General features: G+C 63.6%; 21 protein-coding genes. 6 read left to right on the top strand and 15 right to left on the bottom strand.

What is annotated here, in order from left to right; translation table 11 throughout:
• Window positions 1–7: 7 nt before the first annotated feature.
• A complete protein-coding gene (gene ileS / locus OZ411_RS26115; protein WP_282530262.1) occupies window positions 8–3,007 on the bottom strand; it encodes an isoleucine--tRNA ligase in 3,000 nt (999 codons plus the stop codon).
• Between the two features lie 334 nt (window positions 3,008–3,341).
• Between ileS and OZ411_RS26110 the strand changes: the two genes are divergently transcribed.
• Both OZ411_RS26110 and OZ411_RS26105 read left to right on the top strand, forming a co-directional pair.
• Window positions 3,342–3,602, top strand: a complete 261-nt coding sequence (locus OZ411_RS26110; RefSeq protein WP_282530261.1) for an MbcA/ParS/Xre antitoxin family protein — start codon at window positions 3,342–3,344, stop codon at window positions 3,600–3,602.
• A gap of 9 nt (window positions 3,603–3,611) precedes the next feature.
• Window positions 3,612–4,046: an RES family NAD+ phosphorylase gene (locus OZ411_RS26105; RefSeq protein WP_282530260.1), complete on the top strand. Its 435-nt coding sequence runs from the start codon at window positions 3,612–3,614 to the stop codon at window positions 4,044–4,046.
• A gap of 21 nt (window positions 4,047–4,067) precedes the next feature.
• On the opposite strand, the gene OZ411_RS26100 is transcribed toward OZ411_RS26105, so the two are convergent.
• The gene (locus OZ411_RS26100; protein ID WP_282530259.1) at window positions 4,068–4,619 is read right to left on the bottom strand and encodes a sugar O-acetyltransferase; all 552 of its coding nucleotides are present in this window, start codon (window positions 4,617–4,619) and stop codon (window positions 4,068–4,070) included.
• Window positions 4,616–5,587 carry a bifunctional riboflavin kinase/FAD synthetase gene (locus tag OZ411_RS26095; RefSeq protein ID WP_282530258.1) on the bottom strand — a complete coding sequence of 324 codons (972 nt, stop codon included), beginning with the start codon at window positions 5,585–5,587 and terminating at the stop codon, window positions 4,616–4,618. The genes OZ411_RS26100 and OZ411_RS26095 overlap by 4 nt, the downstream gene beginning before the upstream one ends.
• 357 nt (window positions 5,588–5,944) lie before the next feature.
• On the opposite strand from OZ411_RS26095, the gene OZ411_RS26090 reads away from it, so the two are divergent.
• Window positions 5,945–6,340: a response regulator gene (locus OZ411_RS26090; protein WP_100419632.1), complete on the top strand. Its 396-nt coding sequence runs from the start codon at window positions 5,945–5,947 to the stop codon at window positions 6,338–6,340.
• 144 nt (window positions 6,341–6,484) lie between these two features.
• On the opposite strand, the gene OZ411_RS26085 is transcribed toward OZ411_RS26090, so the two are convergent.
• From OZ411_RS26085 to uvrC, 8 genes are all read right to left on the bottom strand, one after another.
• Complete coding sequence (locus tag OZ411_RS26085) at window positions 6,485–7,339, bottom strand: TIGR01459 family HAD-type hydrolase (RefSeq protein WP_282530257.1); 855 nt, start codon at window positions 7,337–7,339, stop codon at window positions 6,485–6,487.
• A 15-nt stretch (window positions 7,340–7,354) separates the two neighbouring features.
• Window positions 7,355–8,830, bottom strand: coding sequence for an EAL domain-containing protein (locus OZ411_RS26080; RefSeq protein ID WP_282530256.1), 1,476 nt, complete (start codon window positions 8,828–8,830; stop codon window positions 7,355–7,357).
• A 1,187-nt stretch (window positions 8,831–10,017) separates the two neighbouring features.
• Complete coding sequence (locus OZ411_RS26075; RefSeq protein ID WP_130582684.1) at window positions 10,018–11,364, bottom strand: aspartate aminotransferase family protein; 1,347 nt, start codon at window positions 11,362–11,364, stop codon at window positions 10,018–10,020.
• 153 nt (window positions 11,365–11,517) lie between these two features.
• Window positions 11,518–12,492, bottom strand: a complete 975-nt coding sequence (gene prmB, locus OZ411_RS26070) for a 50S ribosomal protein L3 N(5)-glutamine methyltransferase (protein ID WP_282530255.1) — start codon at window positions 12,490–12,492, stop codon at window positions 11,518–11,520.
• The gene (locus OZ411_RS26065) at window positions 12,492–12,959 is read right to left on the bottom strand and encodes a molybdenum cofactor biosynthesis protein MoaE (RefSeq protein WP_282530254.1); all 468 of its coding nucleotides are present in this window, start codon (window positions 12,957–12,959) and stop codon (window positions 12,492–12,494) included. Before OZ411_RS26065 ends, prmB begins: the two co-directional genes overlap by 1 nt.
• 8 nt (window positions 12,960–12,967) lie before the next feature.
• Entirely contained in the window at window positions 12,968–13,219 is a 252-nt protein-coding gene (moaD, locus tag OZ411_RS26060; protein ID WP_130582676.1) for a molybdopterin converting factor subunit 1, read from the bottom strand.
• Window positions 13,216–13,830, bottom strand: coding sequence for a CDP-diacylglycerol--glycerol-3-phosphate 3-phosphatidyltransferase (pgsA, locus tag OZ411_RS26055; protein WP_027581164.1), 615 nt, complete (start codon window positions 13,828–13,830; stop codon window positions 13,216–13,218). The genes moaD and pgsA overlap by 4 nt, the downstream gene beginning before the upstream one ends.
• A gap of 89 nt (window positions 13,831–13,919) precedes the next feature.
• Entirely contained in the window at window positions 13,920–16,001 is a 2,082-nt protein-coding gene (gene uvrC / locus OZ411_RS26050) for an excinuclease ABC subunit UvrC (protein ID WP_282530253.1), read from the bottom strand.
• A 225-nt stretch (window positions 16,002–16,226) separates the two neighbouring features.
• Here uvrC and OZ411_RS26045 point away from each other — a divergent pair, with 225 nt between their 5' ends.
• Complete coding sequence (locus OZ411_RS26045) at window positions 16,227–16,841, top strand: outer membrane protein (protein WP_282530252.1); 615 nt, start codon at window positions 16,227–16,229, stop codon at window positions 16,839–16,841.
• A 279-nt stretch (window positions 16,842–17,120) separates the two neighbouring features.
• On the opposite strand, the gene OZ411_RS26040 is transcribed toward OZ411_RS26045, so the two are convergent.
• From OZ411_RS26040 to OZ411_RS26025, 4 genes are all read right to left on the bottom strand, one after another.
• Complete coding sequence (locus OZ411_RS26040) at window positions 17,121–17,336, bottom strand: cold-shock protein (RefSeq protein ID WP_027581161.1); 216 nt, start codon at window positions 17,334–17,336, stop codon at window positions 17,121–17,123.
• A gap of 259 nt (window positions 17,337–17,595) precedes the next feature.
• Window positions 17,596–18,456, bottom strand: coding sequence for a 23S rRNA (adenine(2030)-N(6))-methyltransferase RlmJ (rlmJ, locus tag OZ411_RS26035; RefSeq protein ID WP_282530251.1), 861 nt, complete (start codon window positions 18,454–18,456; stop codon window positions 17,596–17,598).
• A 163-nt stretch (window positions 18,457–18,619) separates the two neighbouring features.
• Window positions 18,620–19,303: a ribonuclease T2 gene (locus OZ411_RS26030; RefSeq protein WP_130582680.1), complete on the bottom strand. Its 684-nt coding sequence runs from the start codon at window positions 19,301–19,303 to the stop codon at window positions 18,620–18,622.
• A gap of 118 nt (window positions 19,304–19,421) precedes the next feature.
• Window positions 19,422–19,892, bottom strand: coding sequence for a hypothetical protein (locus tag OZ411_RS26025; RefSeq protein ID WP_130582681.1), 471 nt, complete (start codon window positions 19,890–19,892; stop codon window positions 19,422–19,424).
• A gap of 170 nt (window positions 19,893–20,062) precedes the next feature.
• Here OZ411_RS26025 and OZ411_RS26020 point away from each other — a divergent pair, with 170 nt between their 5' ends.
• Window positions 20,063–20,353, top strand: coding sequence for a hypothetical protein (locus OZ411_RS26020; RefSeq protein ID WP_130582682.1), 291 nt, complete (start codon window positions 20,063–20,065; stop codon window positions 20,351–20,353).
• A 26-nt stretch (window positions 20,354–20,379) separates the two neighbouring features.
• Window positions 20,380–20,919 (top strand): DUF3617 family protein, encoded by a 540-nt coding sequence (locus tag OZ411_RS26015; protein ID WP_282530250.1) that lies wholly within the window; start codon window positions 20,380–20,382, stop codon window positions 20,917–20,919.
• Window positions 20,920–21,156: the final 237 nt, after the last annotated feature.

Raw genomic sequence — 21,156 nt, 5'->3', positions numbered from 1 at the left:
GGTCAAGTTACACGGCAACCCCGAGCGCCTTCCACTCCCGCAACGCCTGCGCGTCGCGCGGGGAGACGTCGGGATATTCGGCGTCCTCGCCGACGGTGGGCAGGATCTTCCACGACCGCGCGCATTTGCGCCCGACTGCCTTCTCGACCACCACCGCAACGCCCGGCACCTCGTTGAGGCGGAATGCATGCTCCGGCGCGTCCTGGTTGGTCACCATCGCGTTCGAGGTGATGCAGACTTCCGCAAGGTCGACGTTGAACAGCGTATCGAGCATCTCCTGGTCGGAGACGTAGACCAGCGGCGAGGCTTCCAGCGATGAGCCGATGTTCTTGGCGGCACGCTCGATCTCGAGCGCGCCGGTGACGACGCGCCTGATGTCGCGGACGGTTTCCCATTTCGTGGCCAGGCGCTCGTCGCGGAATTTCTCCAGCCCCTCCGGGAACAGCGTCAGGTGCACGGAAGGTTCCGCATCGGGCCTGTACATCCGCCACGCCTCGTCGGCGGTGAAGCTGAGCACCGGCGCCAGCCATTTCAGGATCGCATCGCAGATCATGTCGATCGTGGTCAGCGCCGCCTTGCGCGCGACCGAGGACGGCGGGTCGCAATAGAGCGTGTCCTTGCGAATGTCGAAATAGAACGCCGACAATTCCGTATTCATGAACGCGGCAAGGCTTGCGACCACGGTCTTGTAGTCGAATTCGGCGTAGGCCTTGCGGATGATCGCGGCCTGGCCGGCAAGCTCATGCAGCATCAGCCGCTCGAGCTCGGGCATCTCGCCATAGGCAACCTTCTCGCTCGGCTTGAAGTGATGCAGCGTGCCGAGCATCCAGCGCACCGTGTTGCGCAGCTTGCGATAGGTCTCGATGGTGTTCTTCAGGATTTCCGGGCCGATGCGCTGGTCGTCGGAATAGTCGGTCGCGCAGACCCACAGACGCAGGATGTCGGCGCCGGAATCCTTGATCACCTTCTGCGGCTCGACGGTGTTGCCGAGCGATTTCGACATCTTGCGGCCGTTCTCGTCCAGCGTGAAACCGTGGGTCAGCACGACGTCATACGGCGCGCGGCCGCGGGTGCCGCAGCTCTCGAGCAGCGAGGAATGAAACCAGCCGCGATGCTGGTCGCTTCCTTCCAGATACATCACGGTGTCGTTGCCGCCGTCGATCTTGCGCTTGATGCCGGCAAGGCCCGGGAAGTGCACGGGGTCTTCCAGCACGAAGGCGTGCGTCGAGCCGGAATCGAACCAGACGTCGAGGATGTCGTCGACTTTCTTCCAGTCCTCATTGGCGAGCTGTCCGAGGAAGCGCTCGCGCGCGCCATCGGCGTACCAGGCGTCGGCGCCTTCCTGCTCGAAGGCGTCAGCGATGCGCTGGTTGACCGCCTCGTCGCGCAGGATCTCGGCCGAGCCGTCGCCTTTCTCGCGCACAAACACCGCGATCGGAACGCCCCAGGCGCGCTGGCGCGAGATCACCCAGTCGGGACGGTTGGCGATCATGCCGTTGATGCGGTTCTGGCCCGCCGGCGGCACCCATTGCGTCACCGAGATCGCCTGCAGCGCGCGGGCGCGCAGCGTGTCGCCGGGCTTTGCCTTGCCATCGTCCGCGATCGGCTTGTCCATCGCGATGAACCATTGCGGCGTGTTGCGGAAGATCACCGGTTTCTTCGAGCGCCAGGAGTGCGGATACTGATGTTTCAGCCGCCCACGCGCGAGCAGCATGCCGCGCTCGATCAGCGCCGCGATCACGGCCTCGTTGGCGTCGCCCTTCTGGCCCTCGTCGTTGATCACGCGCTTGCCTTCGAAGCCGGGGGCTTGATGAGTGAAGGCGCCGTTCTCGTCGACGGTGTAGGGAATTGCGGTGTTGATGCCGCGCGCATCGAGCTCGCGCGTATTCGCTGTCCAGACGTCGAAGTCTTCGCGGCCGTGGCTCGGCGCAGTATGCACGAAGCCGGTGCCGGTATCGTCGGTGACGTGATCGCCCGCAAGCAGAGGGACCGTGAATTCGTAGCCGCCGGCGAGGCCCTTGAGGGGATGCGCGGTTTCCACCGCGTCGAGCGTATCGCCCGGCAGATCGCGCACCTTCTCGTAAGCGGTGACGCGCGCCTGCTTGAACACGCTTTCCGCGAGCGCATCTGCGAGGATCAGGAGATCACCCGTCTTCGCCCAATTGTCGGCGGGCGCGTCGGTGACCTCATAGAGGCCATAGGCGATCTTCGGCGAGAAGCTGATGGCGCGGTTGCCGGGCAGCGTCCATGGCGTCGTGGTCCAGATCACGACGCTCGCCTTCGCCAGCACACCATGCGCGGGCGAGGTGACCGGGAATTTCACCCACACCGTGTCTGAGGTGTAGTCCTCGTACTCGACTTCGGCCTCCGCCAGCGCGGTCTTCTCCACCACGCTCCACATCACCGGCTTGGAGCCGCGGTAGAGCGTGCCGTTGGCTGCGAACTTCATCAATTCGCGCGCGATCTGCGCCTCCGCGGGATAGGTCATCGTCTCATAGGGATGATCCCAGTCGCCGATCACGCCCAGCCGCTTGAACTCCTGCCGCTGCACGTTGATCCAGTGCGTCGCATAGGCGCGGCACTCTTTCCGGAACGCCACCATCGCCCCCGAGTCGCGGAAATCCGGCTTCTGCTTGCCCTTGGAGCGGTAGTTCTCCTCCTCGATCTTCCACTCGATCGGCAGGCCGTGACAGTCCCAGCCCGGCACGTAGTTGGAATCGAAGCCCAGCATCTGCTGGCTCTTGGTCACCACGTCCTTCAGGATCTTGTTCAGCGCGTGCCCGATATGGATGTTGCCATTGGCATAGGGCGGGCCGTCATGCAGCACGAACTTGGTGCGCCCTTTCGCGGATTGGCGCAGTTTTTCGTAGAGGTCGATCTCGTTCCAATATTTCAGGATTTCCGGCTCGCGCTGGGGCAGGCCGGCGCGCATCGGGAATTCGGTCTGCGGCAGGAACAGGGTCTTGGAATAGTCTTTGGCGTCGGACTTTTGCGGCTTTTCGGACATCGGACCAGGTTTGACTAGGATGGGCGCGTTTAGCGATCTATCGCGGGAGGAACATGAAAATCCCGGTCTCGCGCCGAGCCTTGAGAGCTCAGGCGGAAGCCGGGCCGCTAATGCCGATGATGCGCCGTATCAACATGGGGCCTTCCATAGCAGCCGGGAGGGGAAATCGCAAAGGCGGGCGAGGAGATGGTCCCGATGCGCTTGTGGTTTTTTCCAAAGATACTAATCTATTGATTATTGGAGGGAATTCATGAGCGCCCAACCGCTGGCCGAGGCATATGAGAGGCTGAAGGAGCTTCGCCGACAGGGCGATTCCAACGGCGATATCGATTCCATGCTGCAATCGATGCGCGACGACGTGGCAGCGCAGAGCCTCGTCGAGCCGACGCTTGCGCCCGAGGGCTTCGTCAGGGCAATCGAAATCAAGACGCTCGCTGATCGTGTTTTCGGCGATCAAAAGAAAGCGATTACTTGGTTGAAGCGTCCGAATGCCACGTTGTCAGGTCAAAGGCCGATCGACCTCCTCAAGGACGAACTTGGCACGGCTGTCGTCCGCGAAATGCTCGAACGGATAGATCACGGAATCTTTGCCTGAGCCCATGACATGGAGCTTTGGCGGATATCGAACTACCCGGATCTTTCGGGAATTGGCGGCCTGAGGGCTAGCGGCCGGTGGCATTCGCAGGGCAGACCTGTCGTTTACCTTGCGGATCATCCGTCGACCGCGTTACTTGAGATGCTGGTCCATATGGATCGCGACCTCATTCCAGCCAGCTATCGACTCCTCCGCGTGAAGCTTCCGCCGGACATCGCGACTGAAGTGGTCGCTGGCCTACCCGATGATTGGCGATCTCAGACGATGATCACCCGCGACATCGGCGATCGCTGGCTTGACGGTTCCTCGAGCGCGTTGTTGCAAGTGCCGTCGGCGATCAGCCAAGGCCAGAACTTTCTCCTCAATCCTGCACATCGAGACGCGGCCAAGGTTAGCGTGGCCGAGATTGTTCAGGCTCCGTTCGATTCCCGCCTTCTCGGGTAGCCGGTCGCTCCGAGCAACTCATCACGGACGGGGCCGGGCCGGGTTTCCGGTGACAATTTGGCCCGCGGCGACGTCGCGCGTGACCACGCTGCCGGCGCCGATCACCGCGTCGTCGCCGATCGAGACGCCCGGCAGGATGATGGCACCGCCTCCGATCCAGACATCGCGGCCGATCCGCACCGGTCGGCCGAATTCGAGGCCGGTGCGCCGGGTCTCGGCATCGCGCGGATGGTCGGCGGCATAGATCTGCACCGCGGGCCCGATCTGGGTGCGGTCGCCGATAACGACCTCGACGATGTCGAGAATGACGCAGTTGAAGTTGAGGAAGACCTCCTCGCCCACATGAATGTTGTAGCCGTAGTCGCAGAAGAACGGCGGACGGATCACCGCGCCTTTGCCGACACGGCCGAAATGTTCCGACAATAGCGCATGCCGTTCCGATGCCGGCGCGGCCAGAGCGGCGTTGTAGCGCGCGAGCCAAGCCTTGTTGGCGGCTGCATCGGCCTGAAGTTCCGGATCACCCGGACGATACAATTCGCCCGCCAGCATCTTCTGTTTTTCGGTCTTGCTCAATCGATCGCTCCGAGTTTCGGGAATGCCTCAGGGGCGGCGGCGAGTTGCGCCTTGGCGCGGGCGCTGTCGTCGTCCATCTGTCGGATCAACGCTTCAATGTTGTCGAATTTCAGCTCATCGCGGATGAAGCCGATGAAGGCGACGTCGAGCAAATTGCCGTAGAGATCGCCCTTGAAGTCGAACAGGAACACTTCAAGCAATGGCGCGCCATTGTCGAAAGTCGGGCGGCGGCCAAAACTGGCGACGCCGTCGATGCGTTCCGAATCACGTCCGACGCGCACCGCATAGATGCCGTGCTTCAGGCCGCAATTCTTGTCGAGGCGGATGTTGGCGGTGGGATAGCCGAGGTCGCGGCCGCGCTTCTCGCCATGGATCACCTCGCCGGTGACGAACCAGGGACTGCCCAGCATCGCGGTGGCGTCCGCGATCTGGCCTTCCGCGAGCGCCATGCGGATGGCGCTGGAGGAAACCGGCCGCTCCTCGATATCGACATGCGCCTGGACATCGATCTCGATGCCGAGCCGCGGCGCCTCGGCGACCAGGAGGCTCGGCGAGCCGACGCGGCCCTTGCCGAAATGGAAGTCGTAGCCGACCGCGATCCCGCTGATGCCGAGCCGTTCGATCAGGTCATGGTGGATGAAATCCTGCGCGCTGGTGCCGGCGCGGTTCTTGTCGAAGGTCATCACCACGGCGCCGGCAAGCCCGGTGCCTGCGAGCAGGCGCAGCTTGTTGGTTTCGTCGGTCAGGCGGAATTGCGGTGTATTCGGGCTGAAAAAGCTGCGCGGATGCGGCTCGAACGTCAGCGCCAGCGCAGGTTTCCCATGCGCCTTGCCCATTTGCAGGGCGGCCTCGATCACGGCGCGGTGGCCGAGATGGACGCCATCAAAATTGCCCATCGCCACCACGGCCCCTCTCGGGATCGCGCTCTGGGGGGTGTTGTCGCGGATAACGGTAAAACGAGTGGTCATTTTGGGTGCGATTCTTCAGGAATTCTTAAGCGCCGACGAGAGCATGATCCGGACCCGGAGGGCTGCGTTAGCGCAAAGTGGAGGCCGGATTTCAGAAAAGATCATGCTCAAACAAAGAGATGAGATCATGATCCGCTTCCTTCCAATCGGGTCATGATCGCGTGCGGCCGGACCGTGGCTTGCCGGGACTATCGAAGTCAAGCGGGCGAAAATCGGATCAAAACGGACACAATCCGCCCCAAGCCGGTTAACGCGCTGTTTAACGCATGATGCTACTGCTTCGGGCGAGGAATGCGGGTCGCACAGGCCTGTCGGTTTTTTCGCGCAAGCGTCAGTCGCGTGTTTGGGGGAGAGAAGATGGCGGTTGATTTGTCCATGTCGGTTCTGGTGGTTGATGACTACAGCACCATGATCCGCATCATCCGGAATCTTCTGAAACAACTCGGTTTCGAGAACATCGACGACGCGTCCGATGGCTCCGCGGCGCTGAACAAGATGCGCGGCAAGAAATATGGTCTCGTGATCTCCGACTGGAACATGGAGCCGATGACCGGCTACGACCTGCTCAAGGAAGTCCGCGCCGATCCCAACCTCGCCACCACGCCCTTCATCATGATCACGGCGGAATCCAAGACCGAGAACGTGATCGCGGCCAAGAAGGCCGGCGTGAACAATTACATCGTCAAGCCGTTCAACGCAGCGACGCTGAAGACCAAGATCGAGGCGGTCTTCCCGGACATGGCAACGGCGTAAACGCCGAACGCCGCTCCATCAGTTTCGTCATGCCCGGGCTTGTCCCGGGCATCCACGCCTTTGGGGCAGCGACTGCGGAGACGCGTGGATGGCCGGGTCAAGCCCGGCCATGACGGCGGAGAGGGGGCGCGCCCTCCCAACCAATTACCACCTCAACTCCCGGATCAGCGCCTTCGGCGGGTGGCCGAACAGCTCCGTCACCGAGGCCGGGTCGAGCTGGTCGACACCTTCGAACTCTTCGGAATGGATGCCACGGGTCACGAACAGGCAGTCGATGCCAAAGCCCTTGGCTCCCGCAATGTCGGTGCGCACGGAATCGCCGATCGCCAGCACGCGATTGAGTTCGACCGGACGACCGCGGCGTTCGGCCGCCAGTTGCATCGCGCGCTCGTAGATCGGCTGGTGCGGCTTGCCGTAGAAGATCGCTTCGCCGCCAAGCTCGCGATACAGCTCGGCGATCGCGCCCGCGCAATAGATCAGCCGGTCGCCGCGCTCGACCACGATATCGGGATTGGCGCAAATCAGTGAAAGCTTGCGTTCGCGCGCCTTCAGGAGCATCGCGCGATAGTCTTCCGGGGTCTCGGTCTCGTCGTCGAACAGGCCGGTGCAGATGATGTAATCGGCCTGCTCCAGCGGCGTCAGCGGCGCATCCAGGCCGCGGTGGATCGAGGAGTCGCGCTCCGGGCCGACCCAGTGGATCTTCTTGCCGGGATGCTCGGCGACGAAATGCCGGGTCAGGTCCCCGGACGAGACGATCGCATCATAGGTCTCGTCGGCCACACCCAATTTGCGCAATTGACGCTGCACCGAGTCGGCCGGCCGTGGCGCGTTGGTGATGAGGATGACGGTGCCGCCCTGCTGGCGGAACGTATGCAGTGCCTCGCAGGCCTCGGGAAACGACTCGAGCCCATTATGCACCACGCCCCAGACGTCGGAGAGCACCACCTCGACGTCGCCAACGACGTCGCGCAACCGCTCGACAAAGTGAAGTGAGGTCATGGCAGCGCGCGCCGCCTAGCCCGGGCCTGCGATGCGGCGCGCCAGCGCGGCATTGCCGGTAATCCGCTGCGTAGGGTCGATGGCGGGGTTATTCTGGGGGACGGGAGTGCTGGCGCCATTGGCTTCCTGCGGCTTGGGCGGCGAGGCCCCGGCGGTAGCAGATGCGCCTTCGGGCCGCAACGGCCGCGGCGGGGCGAACAGGAACCCCTGGCCGAACCGTACGTCGTAGTCGAGCAGGTCGACGACGGCGCGCTCGCCCTCGATCTTCTCGGCGATCAGGTCGATGCCATAGCGGCCGAGCAGGTCGGACAGGTCTGAGGGGTGAATGTCCGAGGTCGAGCTCTGCCTGGGATCCAGCAGCAATGCCGCCGGCACCTTGATGAAGCGTACGCCGCGGTCGGCGAACTCGCGCGGCTCGAAACGGAGGTCGCTGACGTTGTCGATCGAGAAGCGGTAGCCGCGCTGCGACAGCGCGGCGAGATGCTCGCTCTCGGTCGGGCCGAGATTACGGAAGGTCGACTGCTTGAATTCGAGCACGAAGGATGGCGCCAGCGCGCGATTGGCTTCGAGGAAATCCAGGCATTGGGTGAAATTGACAGCGTTGCCGAGCGTCGCTGCGGAGACGTTGCAGAACACGCCGACATCCTTGTTGCGGACCATCAGCCGGCGCAGCACCTGCACACAGCGCAACATCACCATGTGGTCGATGCGCCCGATCAGGCCGCCGGCTTCCGCTGCGCCGATGAAATCGTCGGCGGCGACGATCTGGTCGCGCTCGTCGCGCAGCCGCGTCACCGCCTCATAGTAGCGCACCTTTCGCTGCGGCAGCGTCACCATCGGCTGCAGGTAGATGTCGAGCCGGTTGGCGTCGATCGCATTCCTGATAGCGGTGACGAGCTGAGTCGGGCTGCGTGAGGCCGCAATGGCTTCTGCCGGGGCTGATACCGCCGGTGCCGGTGCTGCGAAAACCTGTGGGGCCGTCGTCGACGCGGCGGCCCTCCACACGGCGCCGGCTACCGGAGCTGAAGCGGCAGCGCGTGGCTCTGGTTCCGGCTCCACGACGGGGCTGCTCGAAGGCGCGCTCGCAGTTGCCAGCATGTCTTCATGGCTGGCGACGGAGGCTGCAAGCTGCTTGACCAGATTGCCGAGCTCGTTGATTTCGCCGACCACGGCCTGCACGCGGTCGGCGCTGGCGGAATTCGCCGACACCACGCGGCCCTCGACGGCGGCGAGCCTGCGGCCGAATTCGGCGACCTGGCGGGCGAGGTCGGCGGTGCCGCGGGAGAGGTCCGCGATCTGGCCGCCGACATCGGAGCGGTCGCGCAGCCGCATCGACACGGCGTTGTAGAGGATCAGGAAGGTCAACGCGGTCAGCGCCACGATGGCCGATTCGGTTCCGCTGACGCCAGCCACCGAATAGAGCACAAGGCCGAGCGAGGCCGCGACCAGAACCATGCAGATGGCGATGAAGATCGTCGAAATGCGAATCATGTCGCGCGCGTTACGCCCTCAGGTTTGGCTGTCCACCTCGGCTGTCCCACCCGGGAAAACACGGGCCTCTTTGGCGCGGTCTTGTCTGCGCTCCCCCAAGCGGGACCACTGTACCATCAAGTTTGATTCGGCAGGCAAGTGTTCTTTGGAGGACTTAAGACACCGCTGGCCCAAGCGTGTCGGCCGCCGAGACTCGCTCCGCGGTCATTCCGGGGCGTCCGAAGGACGAACCCGGAATCCATCGAGCCGCAGGCGCAAGCGGATGAATGGATTCCGGGCTCGACGCTTTGCGTCGCCCCGGAATGACGGGGAGAAAGTTCGCCAGCAATTTCAACCTGATTTGCCTCGTCCAGTCCTTTGCGCAAAAACATTCCGCTTCCGCCGTCGGGCAAATCAGTGATTTAACTCCGCGCGTCTCACCCAAGATGAGGGGCGGGTCGCGATCGTCACGAACGTTGCGGTGAGATGCGGTGGACGAGAGTGTCACGACTGACGAGCGTGGTGCTCACGGACGGCGAAGTCGTGTGGTCCTGGCGCCCCGACGCTGGCGCTAAGTTTTGTGGATCAAGTATCCGCAGAGTGACGGTGGCAAAAGAGCCCGGTCACCGGGGAGAGCACGAAGGAAACCGTTAAAACCACTGCGCAGGGAAAGCCGGAATGCTTCGGTTGAACCTGTGGTCCTACCCCCGTGCTTTTTGTTGCACGGGACCCACGGGTGCAACCGGCACCCGGCTTTCCCTGCGCCCTCTGATATCGAGGAGGGCGAAACGAGACGCAAAGCTCGGGCAATCCATGCCGCGAGAATGCGGACTCACATCCTCTCACCACTACTCCACCGTCATGCCCGCGAAGGCGGGCATCCAGTATCCGGCAGCCTCTCGGCTCAAGCACTGCTGTCTCTGGAATACTGGATCGTCCGCCGGAGCCTGTCATCGGGCGGCGCTTTTGCGCCGACCCGGTGGCGGACGATGACAGCGGAAGGCTGTTTGACAATTGAATCAGAACTCGGCCCGTCATTGCGAGAGCGGCCACTCCAATCCATCTCCTCACCCTAAGGAGACCGCGCAGCGGTCGTCTCGAAGGGCGAGGCCACCGGCGGGGCCTCATCCTTCGCCCGGCGATGCGTAGCATCGTCCGGAGACGCGCGTTCCGCGCTCCTCAGGATGAGGGTCCAGCAAAACCGCGCTCTACGCCACCGCGCGGATGATCTTGCCGACCTTGTCGACGATCTCGCCGATCTGGTCCTCGCTGACGATCAAGGGCGGCGTCAGGCACAGCGAGTCGCCGGCGATCCGCAGCATCAGGTCGTTGTCGTGGAAGGCGCTGTTGAGTGCGGCGAAGCCGCGCTTGCCGGGGCCATCCGCGATCGGGGCGAGATCGATGCCGGCGGTCAGTCCTACGGTGCGGATATCGACCACGTTCGGCTGGTCGCGCAGCGACATCACCGCGTCGGCGAATTTCGGCTCGAGCTTGCTCGCGCGTTCGAACAGCTTCTCCTCGCGGTAGATGTCGAGCGTCGCAAGGCCGGCAGCGCAGGCCAGCGGATGCGCCGAATAGGTGTAGCCATGGGTCAGCTCGACCACATGCTCAGGGCCGTTCATGAAGGCGTCGTGGATGGCGCCGCGCACGATCACGCCGCCCATTGGAGCAGCGCCATTGGTGATGCCCTTGGCGAAGGTGATCATGTCGGGCGTCACGCCATAGCGCTCCGCGGCGAAGGCAAAGCCGAGCCGGCCATAGCCGGTGATGACCTCGTCGAAGATCAGGAGGATGCCATGCTTCTCGGTGATCTCGCGCAGCCGCTTCAGATAGCCCTTCGGCGCCGGCAGCACGCCGGTCGAGCCGGCCATCGGCTCGACGATCACGGCAGCAATCGTGTTGGCGCCGTGCAGGTTGACGAGGCGCTCGAGCTCGTCGGCGAAATGCACGCCATAGTCCGGCTCGCCCTTGGTGAAGGCCTGCTTCTCGCGGTCATAGGTCGCCGACAGATGATCGACGCCGGTGAGCAGCGAGCCGAACAGCTTGCGGTTGCCGACGATGCCGCCGACCGAGGTGCCGCCGAAGCCGACGCCGTGATAGCCGCGCTCGCGGCCGATCAGGCGGATGCGGCTGCCCTGGCCGCTGATCTGATGATAGGCCAGCGCGATCTTCAGCGCGGTGTCGGCAGCTTCCGATCCCGAATTGCAGAAGAACACGTTGTCGAGTCCCTCGGGCGCCAGGTCGGCGATGCGGCTGGCAAGCTCGAAGGATTGCGGGATGCCGAACTGGAATGGCGGCGCATAGTCCATCGCCGCTGCCTGCTTGGCGATCGCTTCCGAAATCTGGGTGCGGCCGTGGCCGGCATTGCAGCACCACATGCCGGCGGCGGCGTCGATGATCTGGCGGCCATCGACGGTGAAATAGTGCATGTCCTTGGAGCCGGCGAGCAGCCGCGGCTGCTTCTTGAAGGCGCGGTTGGCGGTGAACGGCATCCAATGCGCGGCGAGATCGTTGGGAACATTGACGGCGGCGGGGCGGGGGCTCTTGTCCAGCATGGGGGCCTCGTTGATGGCGGTGAGCTGATTTGCCTTGAAAGTATCAGCTTCGCTGCCCCACGTGAACGGCGTGAGCTGCGATATTTCCGCCGCGTTGCACTGCGTCACACGGCATCTTCGAGCGTAGCGGGCACCAGCTCGCGTGAAAGAGCGTCAAACCGACGAGAGATCGGTTGCGCCAATCCAGAACACTTCGCCCTCGGAATCCTCGGTATCGAGCCAGAGCAACGGCAATTGCGGATAGGCGGCTTCCAGGACCTCGCGCCCGCGGCCGATCTCGCAGAGCAGTCCGCCCTCCGCACTCAGATGCTGAGGGGCCTCGTCGAGGATGCGTCTGACAATGTCGAGCCCGTCGGCGCCGCCGTCGAAGGCGAGCTTCGGCTCGGCGCGGCATTCCCGCGGCAGCGAGGCCATGCCGAGCGCATCGACATAGGGCGGATTGGAGATGATGAGGTCGTAACGCCTGCCTTCGAGCGGTTCGAACAGGTCGCCCTGGTGCAGCGTGAGCCGATCCTCGAGTCCGTAATCCCTGATATTGCGCGCGGCGACCGCCAGCGCGTCCTTCGAGAGGTCGACCGCGTCGATGTCGGCATTCGGGAAGCTGCGGCTGGCGAGGATCGCAAGGCATCCGGAGCCGGTGCAGAGGTCGAGCACGGTCACGACGGACAAGGGATCGTCGATCAGCGAGCCGCCTTCCGCCTCGTCGCCGCCGAAATGCGAATCCAGGAGTTCGCCGATGAAGGAGCGCGGCACGATGGTGCGCTCGTCGACATAGAAGGGCAGGCCGCGCATGTAGATCTTGTTGACGAGATAGGCGGCCGGCTTCCGCGTCGCGATGCGGCGCTCGATCAGATCGAGGATCTGGCTGCCCTCATGCGCGGTGAGGCGCGCGCCGGCAAACTGATCGAACTGGTCGGGATGCAGGTGCAGGGTTTCGCAGACCAGGAAAGCAGCGTCCGCCACCGGATCGGTGGTGCCGTGCGCGAACACGAGCTTTGCCTCGGTGAAGCGGCTCACCGCATAGCGGACGAAATCGAGCAGGGTCTTGAGCTCGCCCGCTGCGACTTTCGGGGATTTCGCTACAGATCGGCCGCGCTTGGCGGCGGCCGGCGTGGGACGCTTGGCCATCAGGATTTGGTCCAGCGCGCGGCCGCCGCGTCATCATGGTCGCGCGCCTCGATCCAGCTCGATCCCCGCGCGCTTTCCTCGCGCTTCCAGAATGGCGCGCTGGATTTGAGGTAGTCCATCAGGAATTCGGCGGCCTGGAACGCGGCCTGCCGGTGCTGCGATGCCGTCACCACCAGCACGATGTTCTCGCCCGGCGTGATGCGGCCGACGCGGTGAATGACGGTAAGACCTGATAGCGGCCAGCGCGACATCGCTTCCTCGGCATGGCGCCTGATTTCGGCTTCCGCCATGCCGGGATAGTGCTCCAGCGTCAGCGCCGCGATCGGCTCGCCATTCTCGCTGCCACGGCAGATGCCACTGAAGCTGACGACGGCGCCGATATCGGTGCGGCCCTTGCCGATCGCGGCAATCTCCTGCGCAGTGTCGAAATCGGCTTCCTGGATGCGGATGGTCGCAATCGCGGTCATGTGGTGGCTCAGCCGCCCGTCATCGGCGGAAAGAATGCGATCTCGCGCGCGCCCGATATCACGGCATCCTGCTTGACATGGGCATGGTCGATCGCGGCACGGATCACCTTCGGCTTCTCAAAGGCATAGGCGGAGGCCTCGTCGCGCCCGGCGAGCCAGTCGATCAGCTCACCGACGGTACGGATATCGGCCGGCGGCTCGATGGTCTCCTCGGCCCTGCCGATGCGTTCGCGGACCCAGGCGAAATACTTCACCTTCATCCCTCATCCTCCTTGATGAGATGGTGGATGCCGGCGCGGAAATAATCGTAGCCGGTATAGATCGTGACGATCGCGGAGATCCACAGCAAGGCCAGCCCGATCAGGGTGACCACCGGGACCACCTGATCGCCGGCCTCGCCGGCCAGCAGGAAGCCGATCGCGACGAGCTGCACCGTGGTCTTCCATTTGGCGAGCTTGGTCACGGGGACGCTGACGCGCAGGCCAGCCAGATATTCACGCAGGCCCGACACCAGGATCTCGCGGCAGAGGATCACGATCGCGGCCCATAGCGACCAGCCGTGGATGATGCCGTCCGCGGCCAGCATCAGCAGGCAGGAGGCCACCAAAAGCTTGTCGGCGATCGGGTCCAGCATCCGGCCGAACGCCGATTGCTGGTTCCAGATCCGGGCATAATAGCCGTCGAGGTAATCGGTGATGCCGGCGGCAATGAAGATCGCGACCGCCACCCAGCGCAGCCAGAGCGGGCCGTCCATGATCGCCTGCACATAGATGCAGCCGACCACCACCGGGATGGCGGCGATGCGGGCGTAGGTCAGGATATTCGGGAGGGACAGGGTCTTGGGCTGCCCCCTTGTGGTCGCCATGTTCATCCGTCTTACCAATACCGCTGAAGCGTCGAGGTCAACCGTGGGCGCATAAGATGGTCCGCTGCAGGCGACGCCTTGATGACTCCATCTCTTTAGCCCCCCGGCTGGGCGTGGAAAAACTCGAAGATCTTCCGCGCACTCTCGGCGCTGACGCCGGGAACCTTGCCAAGGTCGGCGATCGAGGCGCGCTCGATCTCCTTCAGCGTTCCGAAATGATGAAGCAGCGCGCGTTTGCGCGAGGGGCCGATACCGGGAATTTCCTGCAAGCCGGCCTCGCGGATGTCCTTCTTGCGCAGCTTGCGATGCGAGCCGATCACGAAACGGTGCGCCTCGTCGCGCAGCCGCTGGATGAAATACAGCACGGGATCGCGGGGCTCGAGCTTGATGGCCTCGCGGCCGGGCATGAACAGCGTTTCGCGGCCGGCATCGCGGTCCGGTCCCTTTGCCACCGCCATCAGGGACACCTGGGTCAGCCCGAGCTGGTCGAAAATCTCGGTCACTGCGTTCAACTGGCCGCGGCCACCGTCGATGATGACGAGGTCGGGCCATTGCGGGAAGGAATCGTCGTCAGCCTTGACCTTGGGCGCTTCGCCCTCGGCAGGCTTCAGCAGCCGCTTGAACCGCCGTTCCAGCACCTCGCGCATCATCGCGTAGTCATCGCCCGGGGTCAGCCCTTCGGACTTGATGTTGAACTTGCGGTACTGGTTCTTCATGAACCCGTCAGGACCCGCCACGATCATCGCGCCGACCGCGTTGGTGCCCTGGATGTGGCTGTTGTCGTAGACTTCGATGCGCTTCGGCACCTGCGGCAGGCCAAGCGTCGTGGCCATGCCTTCGAGCAGCCGGCCCTGGGTCGCGGTGTCCGCAAGCTTGCGGCCGAGCGCCTCGCGCGCATTGGTCAGCGCATGGGTGACCAGCTCTTTCTTCTCACCGCGCTTGGGGACTGAAACCTCGACCTTGCGCCCCGCCTTTACGGATAGCGCGTCGGCGAGCAGTGCGGCGTCCTCGACCTCGTGCGAGAGCAGGATGAGCTTGGGCGGCGGCTTGTCGTCGTAGAACTGCGCGAGGAAGGAAGAGAGCACCTCCTCTGATGTGAACGACTTCTCCGCGCGCGGGAAATAGGCGCGGTTGCCCCAGTTCTGGCCGGTGCGGAAGAAGAACACCTCGACGCAGGAATAGCCGCCCTCCTGGTGGATGGCGAACACGTCGGCTTCTTCCACCGTGCGCGGGTTGATGCCCTGCTGCGACTGGATCGCGGACAGCGCGGCGAGGCGGTCGCGGTAGAGCGCGGCGGTCTCGAATTCGAGCTCGCCGGAAGCCTTCTCCATCTCAGTGGCAAGCTCCTGCTTCACCGCATGGCTGCGGCCCGACAGAAACTCGGTCGCCTCGCGCACCAATTCGCCATAGCCGGGGAAATCGATCTCGCCGGTGCAGGGGCCGGAGCAGCGGCGGATCTGGTAGAGCAGGCAGGGCCGGGTGCGGCTTTCGAAGAAGCCGTCGGTGCAGGAGCGGATCAGGAACGCGCGCTGCAGCGCCGTGATGGTGCGGTTGACGGCGCCGGCGGAGGCGAACGGGCCGAAATAGCGGCCGGGCCGCGTCTGCGCGCCGCGGTGCTTGAGGATCTGCGGCGCCCAATGGTCGCCTGTGATCAGGATGTAGGGAAACGATTTGTCGTCGCGAAGCTGCACGTTGAAGCGCGGCCGGAGCTGCTTGATGAGGTTGGCCTCCAGCAGCAGCGCCTCGGTCTCGGTGGTGGTCGAGACGATCTCGACATTCACCGTCGCCGCGATCATGCGCAGGATGCGCGCCGGCAGCGGCGCGTTGGGCCGGGCATAGGATGAAAGCCGTTTGCGGACATTCTTCGCCTTGCCGACGTAGAGCACGTCGTTGGCCGCATTGAGCATGCGGTAGACGCCCGGCAAGGTCGGGGCGAGCCGCACCGCATTCTCGATCGCGGCATGGCCGACCGCGAGCGTACCCTCGGCGACCGCCTCCGCTGGTTCCTCGGGAACCTCGGGCAGCCGCGCGTCCTCGTCCTCCTCCGTGGCCGACGTCGCCGGATCGACGTCGCCGGTGACGAGCGCGAGGTCCTGCGGCGGCAAATCGGGCTTCTGGCCGTGGCGCGTTCCCTTGGGCACGGACGCCTTCGGGTGGTCGGTAGAATCGTGATCCATGGGCCTAAACTAGGCGCTGCCGGACGCCATCGCCAGCATCGGGCTTCGAGGGAAAGCCCCGCGCCGGTAACACTCCATTAAGTCTGATGGATGGGCGGTAACCGCTGTTAACAGGCCTTTAACGTAAAACTTTCGATAAATCTTCCCGAAAAACCAGTGAATTCCGTAACCATGCCGGCCTTCGCAACCGGCGGGTCACGGCTGTTGCGTTCTGGAGTGGTTGCGATGAAGCGGTTTGTCGTCTTGCGCCTGCTGGCGCTGTTGGTCGGGGGCTGGACGACGTCGTCAGCAGCGGCCGATTATCGCGGGCCCTATACCGTCAACCAGCCGCTCAACGCCTTGAGCTGGGCAGGGCCCTATCTCGGCGGCAATTTCGGCTATGCTTGGGGTGGCGTGGACAACAACCCGGCCAAGCCGTCGGGTTTCGCGGGCGGCGCGCAGATCGGCTACAACTGGACCAACGGCCCGTGGGTGTTCGGTGCCGAAGGCGACATCCAGGCCACCGGCGCGGAAGAAACCTTTGCGCCCTGGAAATTCTCCAACCCGTGGTTCGGCACCATCCGCGGGCGCGGCGGCTACGCGTTCCAGAACGTGCTGTTCTACGCCACCGCCGGCCTTGCCTTCGGCGAATTGCGGGCCGAGACCTTCGGCCTGTCGGAGTCCCAGACCAATGTCGGCTGGACCGCCGGCCTCGGCGCCGAAATGGCCTTTGCGCCGAACTGGAGCGCCAAGCTCGAATATCTCTATGTCGATCTCGCCAGCAGCAACTTCATCATCACCGGCGCATCGAACGGCTACCATTTCGGCGTCATCCGCGCCGGCGTGAACTATCACTTCTAAAGCGTGATGACTTTTCTTCGAATCGTCATCCCGCTTTAGCTCTTTGTTTGAGCATGATCTTTTTCGGAAAACCGGTGCCCACTTTTCCGGATCATGCTCTAGCCAATCACTTCGAAGAATAAGAAAACGATCGACCACAACCTTCCGGCCGTCGCAGGCGGCCGGAATTTTTTATGCTGAACTGACGCGCAAGATCACGCGCATGCCTGTGCGAGCGGGACGCCGCCCGGCAAATCCTTTACCCGAGACTTCAGTCCGCTTCAGCGTGAGCGCGAAAGCTCACGATGAAATCACCAGATTGACCGCCTTGGGGCCTTTGCCCTTCTTGTCTGGTTCGACGTCGAACGTAATACGCTGTCCTTCGGTCAAATCCTTTAGTCCTGCGCGCTCGACAGCGGTGATGTGAACGAACACATCGCGGCCGCCGTCGTCAGGCTTGATGAAGCCGTAGCCGCGCTCTCCATTGAAGAATTTGACTGTCCCAGTCATGGCCATCGGGAAACTCCTCCCCCGCATTGCACCGCCGCTACGCGTAACTCACGTAGCGGGTGACCGGACATTCGCTGCCGGAAGCTTGGCCACCTCAGCGGACCCGTGTCACGCCACCGACCCGCCTGGATTTTTCTTCGGCCTTGTCACTCCGCCGCAACCATTCGCGGAAGCGGAACGTAAAGCCAGTCCTAACGTGACAAGCATAATACGGTTCCGGGCAAGTTGCCTATGGTCGAGTGGGAGTTTTCAGCAACGGCTTTGGTTAAGGTTTGGGCGTCTCCAGCCTGAATCGGCCGGCGCCACCTTGGCCCAAGGGCTTTTCGAGCTCGGGCAGTATGATTCTGAGTTCGCCGGCAAGCGTCCAGGGCGGATTGACGATCAAAAGCCCGGTCGAGACCAGGCCGCTATCGGCTTCGCGAGGCGCGACGCTGAATTCGAGTCGCAGGCATTTGCCGGCCGGCGTGCTCTTGCCTGTCTCGGACGCGACATGCCGTGCGAGATCGTCGGTCACGCGACGGCTTTTGACCGGATACCACAGCAGATAGCTGCCAGTCGGCCATTTGGCGAACGCCTCGGAAAAGCCTTGCGCCAGCCGCTCGAACTCGTCCTTGGCCTCAAAAAGCGGGTCGATCAGGACCAGGCCGCGCCTTTCTTTCGGCGGGACGAAGGCCGGCAGCGCGGTCCAGCCATCGAGGTCGACCACCCGCGCCTGGGCGTCGCGGCGCAGCGCGTCGATCAGGCGTTTGCGCGCCTCGGGCGCGAGCTCGCAGGCGGTGAGGCGATCCTGCGGCCTGAGCAGCGCCCGTGCGATCAGGGGCGAGCCCGGATAGGCCTTCAGTTCGCCCGGTGGGCTGAAGGCTCTCACAATGTCGAGATAAGGCAGTACCAGCGGCAGCGCTTCGTTCGAGAATCGCGCCTGCATCACCCGCGCGATTCCGGTCAGCCATTCGCCGCCGCGCCGCGCCTCGTCGGAGGTGAGATCATAGAGGCCGGCGCCGGCGTGGGTGTCGATGACGCGGAGCGCCGCCGGCTTTTCCTGCAGATAGAGCAGGATTCGCACCAGCACGATGTGCTTGATGACGTCGGCAAAGCCGCCGGCGTGAAAGGCGTGACGGTAGTTCATGCCTGACGGTTACGACATCGCGCAGATGAAAGTAACCCAGCTCATGTCGGGCAAGTTGAAAGCACCGAACTTGGATGCGCAGCTTCACGTCGGAGATTCTCGAAATTCCCGATGCACAAACTGCATATTTGAGGTCTGGTCCTTCGGACTGGAATGACGAAGCCTAGCCACCCCGGATCGGCGGCATCACCACCTGGTCTCGGCGGCAGGCGCGGCGGTCGGTTTCCTCGCAGGCGCGGAACTGCATGTCCTTGCTCATGCAGATCCTGACCTCGCTGAGCCGCTTGCTGTCGCAGGTCACCGAAATTGCCGAACTGCTGAGGCCCGGATTGGACTTGATGAAGGCCTCTTCGATCTCGCCGGGTGCGACCGTCTTCGGCTCCGATAGTTGCAGGAATTCCTCAGGAATCTTCACCGCGGCGCGGGCCTTGCGGATGCTCTCGAAATAGGCGCGTGCCGAGAGGCCGGAGCAGGTGCCGTGCTTGTCCCATTCGTTGTAGATCAGCCCGGGCGCCGGCATCAGGTCGAGCATCGAGGTCATGACGTTGCGGGCGAGGCGTGGAGCGGGCCGCTGGCAATATTCCGGAAAGCCGCGCTCATATTGCGGCCAGAGGCCATGCACGACGAAGGAGTAGGGGCGTCCGCCGCATTGGACCTGCGCTCGCCTGCCATCGCCGCGCTCGGAGGCGGCTTCGCAGAACGACGGCGACCAGGACAGCGCAAGCACGTAGAAATCGAACTCGCCCGGCGCGTTTTGCCGGCGGTCCTGGGCACCGACCGGGCCGGTCACGGTTAAAAACGCAAGGACGGAAATCAGCAGCCGGGAAACTAAGGCCAATCGAAACATCAAGCACCCCTCACACTCGACCGCTGGCGAGCCTAGCAGGGAGATGGAACATTTCAAGAACAAAATGTGGTGCGACGCGTTGCTTGATTAACAAGCGCGACCACGCCAGCCCTAAGGATCAGGGCCGGGCCGACTTGCAGGCGGGATTATAGGCCCAGTTGCGGTCCAGTCCGACCACGCACCATTCGACGCCCTGGCCGATGCTGGCAAAGCCGCCGTCCTCGATGATCGAGAAATGCACGGTGCGCACCTTGCCGTCGCTCAACATCGCGTCGCCCGAGCAGTAGCGGCGCGGGATGTTGTCGGACTGCCAGGGACGGAAAGCAGTCTCATGGATCCGCGAATAGCCGGTGATCACCAGCGGGGAATTCCAGAACTGGCCCTCTTTTTCCTGGAACTGAGACGCAATGGTCGGCAGCGCTGCCTCGCAGGGGGCCACCCGTCCTTCATAGCTCGGCCCGAACAGCCAGAAGTTCAGCTCGAGCGGATTGGCGGCGTGCGCGGTCTGGGCGGACGCCAACAGGCCAAACAGCAGGCCGAATGCGGCGCAGAGGCCAGTTTTGGTCAAGGAACGAACAGAGTTGCACATGAGAATCCGCCGAATATCCAACGCGCGGGACGGTGCCGCGAAGCCCGGGCAAGGTCAAGTGCAACGCGGCAACACTGGCGGAGAACTCCGCAAATCTCCGCCCCACGATTCTTTTCACCGTCGCCGGCGCACTTTATGGTGTCGCCCAAGGATTTAAGGAGAGGTCTGCGATGCGAAGGATTCTGGCCGCTGGCATGGTTGCCGCAGGTGCAATGCTGGCCGTTGCACCGGCCCAGGCCGACTGGGTGCCCCCGTTCAAGGGCAACGATACCGGCGGCATTATCGCCTATTCGCTGGCAAGGCAGGCCGATGCCCGCCAGCTCGCGGTCGATCACTGCGCTTCCTACGGCAAGGTAGTGAAATTCCTCGCGGTGCAGCCCTATGAGGGTGGCTACGTCTCCTTCTCCTGCCGCTGGGTGCCTTGGAGCGCCGCCGAGCGGCCGCTGCGCACGCTTTATTGATCGCCGCCCGTTACCGGCATCGCCGCATGACACGACATTTCGTTCTGCTCGGATCGGCCATAGGCCTGGCTGCGCTGCTGCCAGGCGTGGCCGGCGCCGTCGATCTCCCTGTCCGCAAGGCGGGCCTGTGGGAGATGAAGATCGTGCGTACGGGCTCGACCATGCCCGAAATGACGATGCAGCATTGCACCGACGAGACCACCGACAAAGACATGAGCACGGCGGTCTCGCCGATGGCGAAGGATATCTGCTCCAAGCAGGATATCCAGAAGACGGCGACCGGCTATGTCAGCGATTCCGTGTGCGGCGTCGCCGGCGTCACGGTGACCTCGCATGCCGAGATCACCGGCGACTTCAACTCCGCCTACACCGTGAAGACGACCTCGCACGCCGATCGCGGCTCCGCCGGTGCGGCGCGCGATACCACCGGCACCATCGAGGCCAAATGGCTCGGTCCCTGCAAGGCGGATCAGAAGCCCGGTGACATCATCATGGCCGGCGGCATGAAGATGAACATCAAGGATATGGAAAAGCTGAAGGGCATGATCCCCAAGCTGCCGAAGTAGTTCTTCTCGTAGCCCGGATGGAGCGCAGCGCGCATCCGAGTTCAGCTCGGACTCAAGGTGCCAATTGTTGTGCCCTCTCCCCTTGTGGGAGAGGGCTGCTCAGCTACTTGCAGCAGGCTCGCTTGGGTGAGGGGTTCTCTCCACGAACGCCGCCGGCCGTGGAGGCAACCCCTTGTATCTGCACGGGCATGATTTGTGCGATGGAAGCGATTTAGCGTCTTGGCCGGTGGCCACCGG

Origin of the sequence: Bradyrhizobium sp. Arg237L (genome assembly GCF_029990105.1) — a bacterium.
Lineage (GTDB): Bacteria > Pseudomonadota > Alphaproteobacteria > Rhizobiales > Xanthobacteraceae > Bradyrhizobium.
The sequence above is the reverse complement of the archived record's forward strand: the minus strand, read 5'-3'. Positions and strand labels throughout refer to the sequence as shown.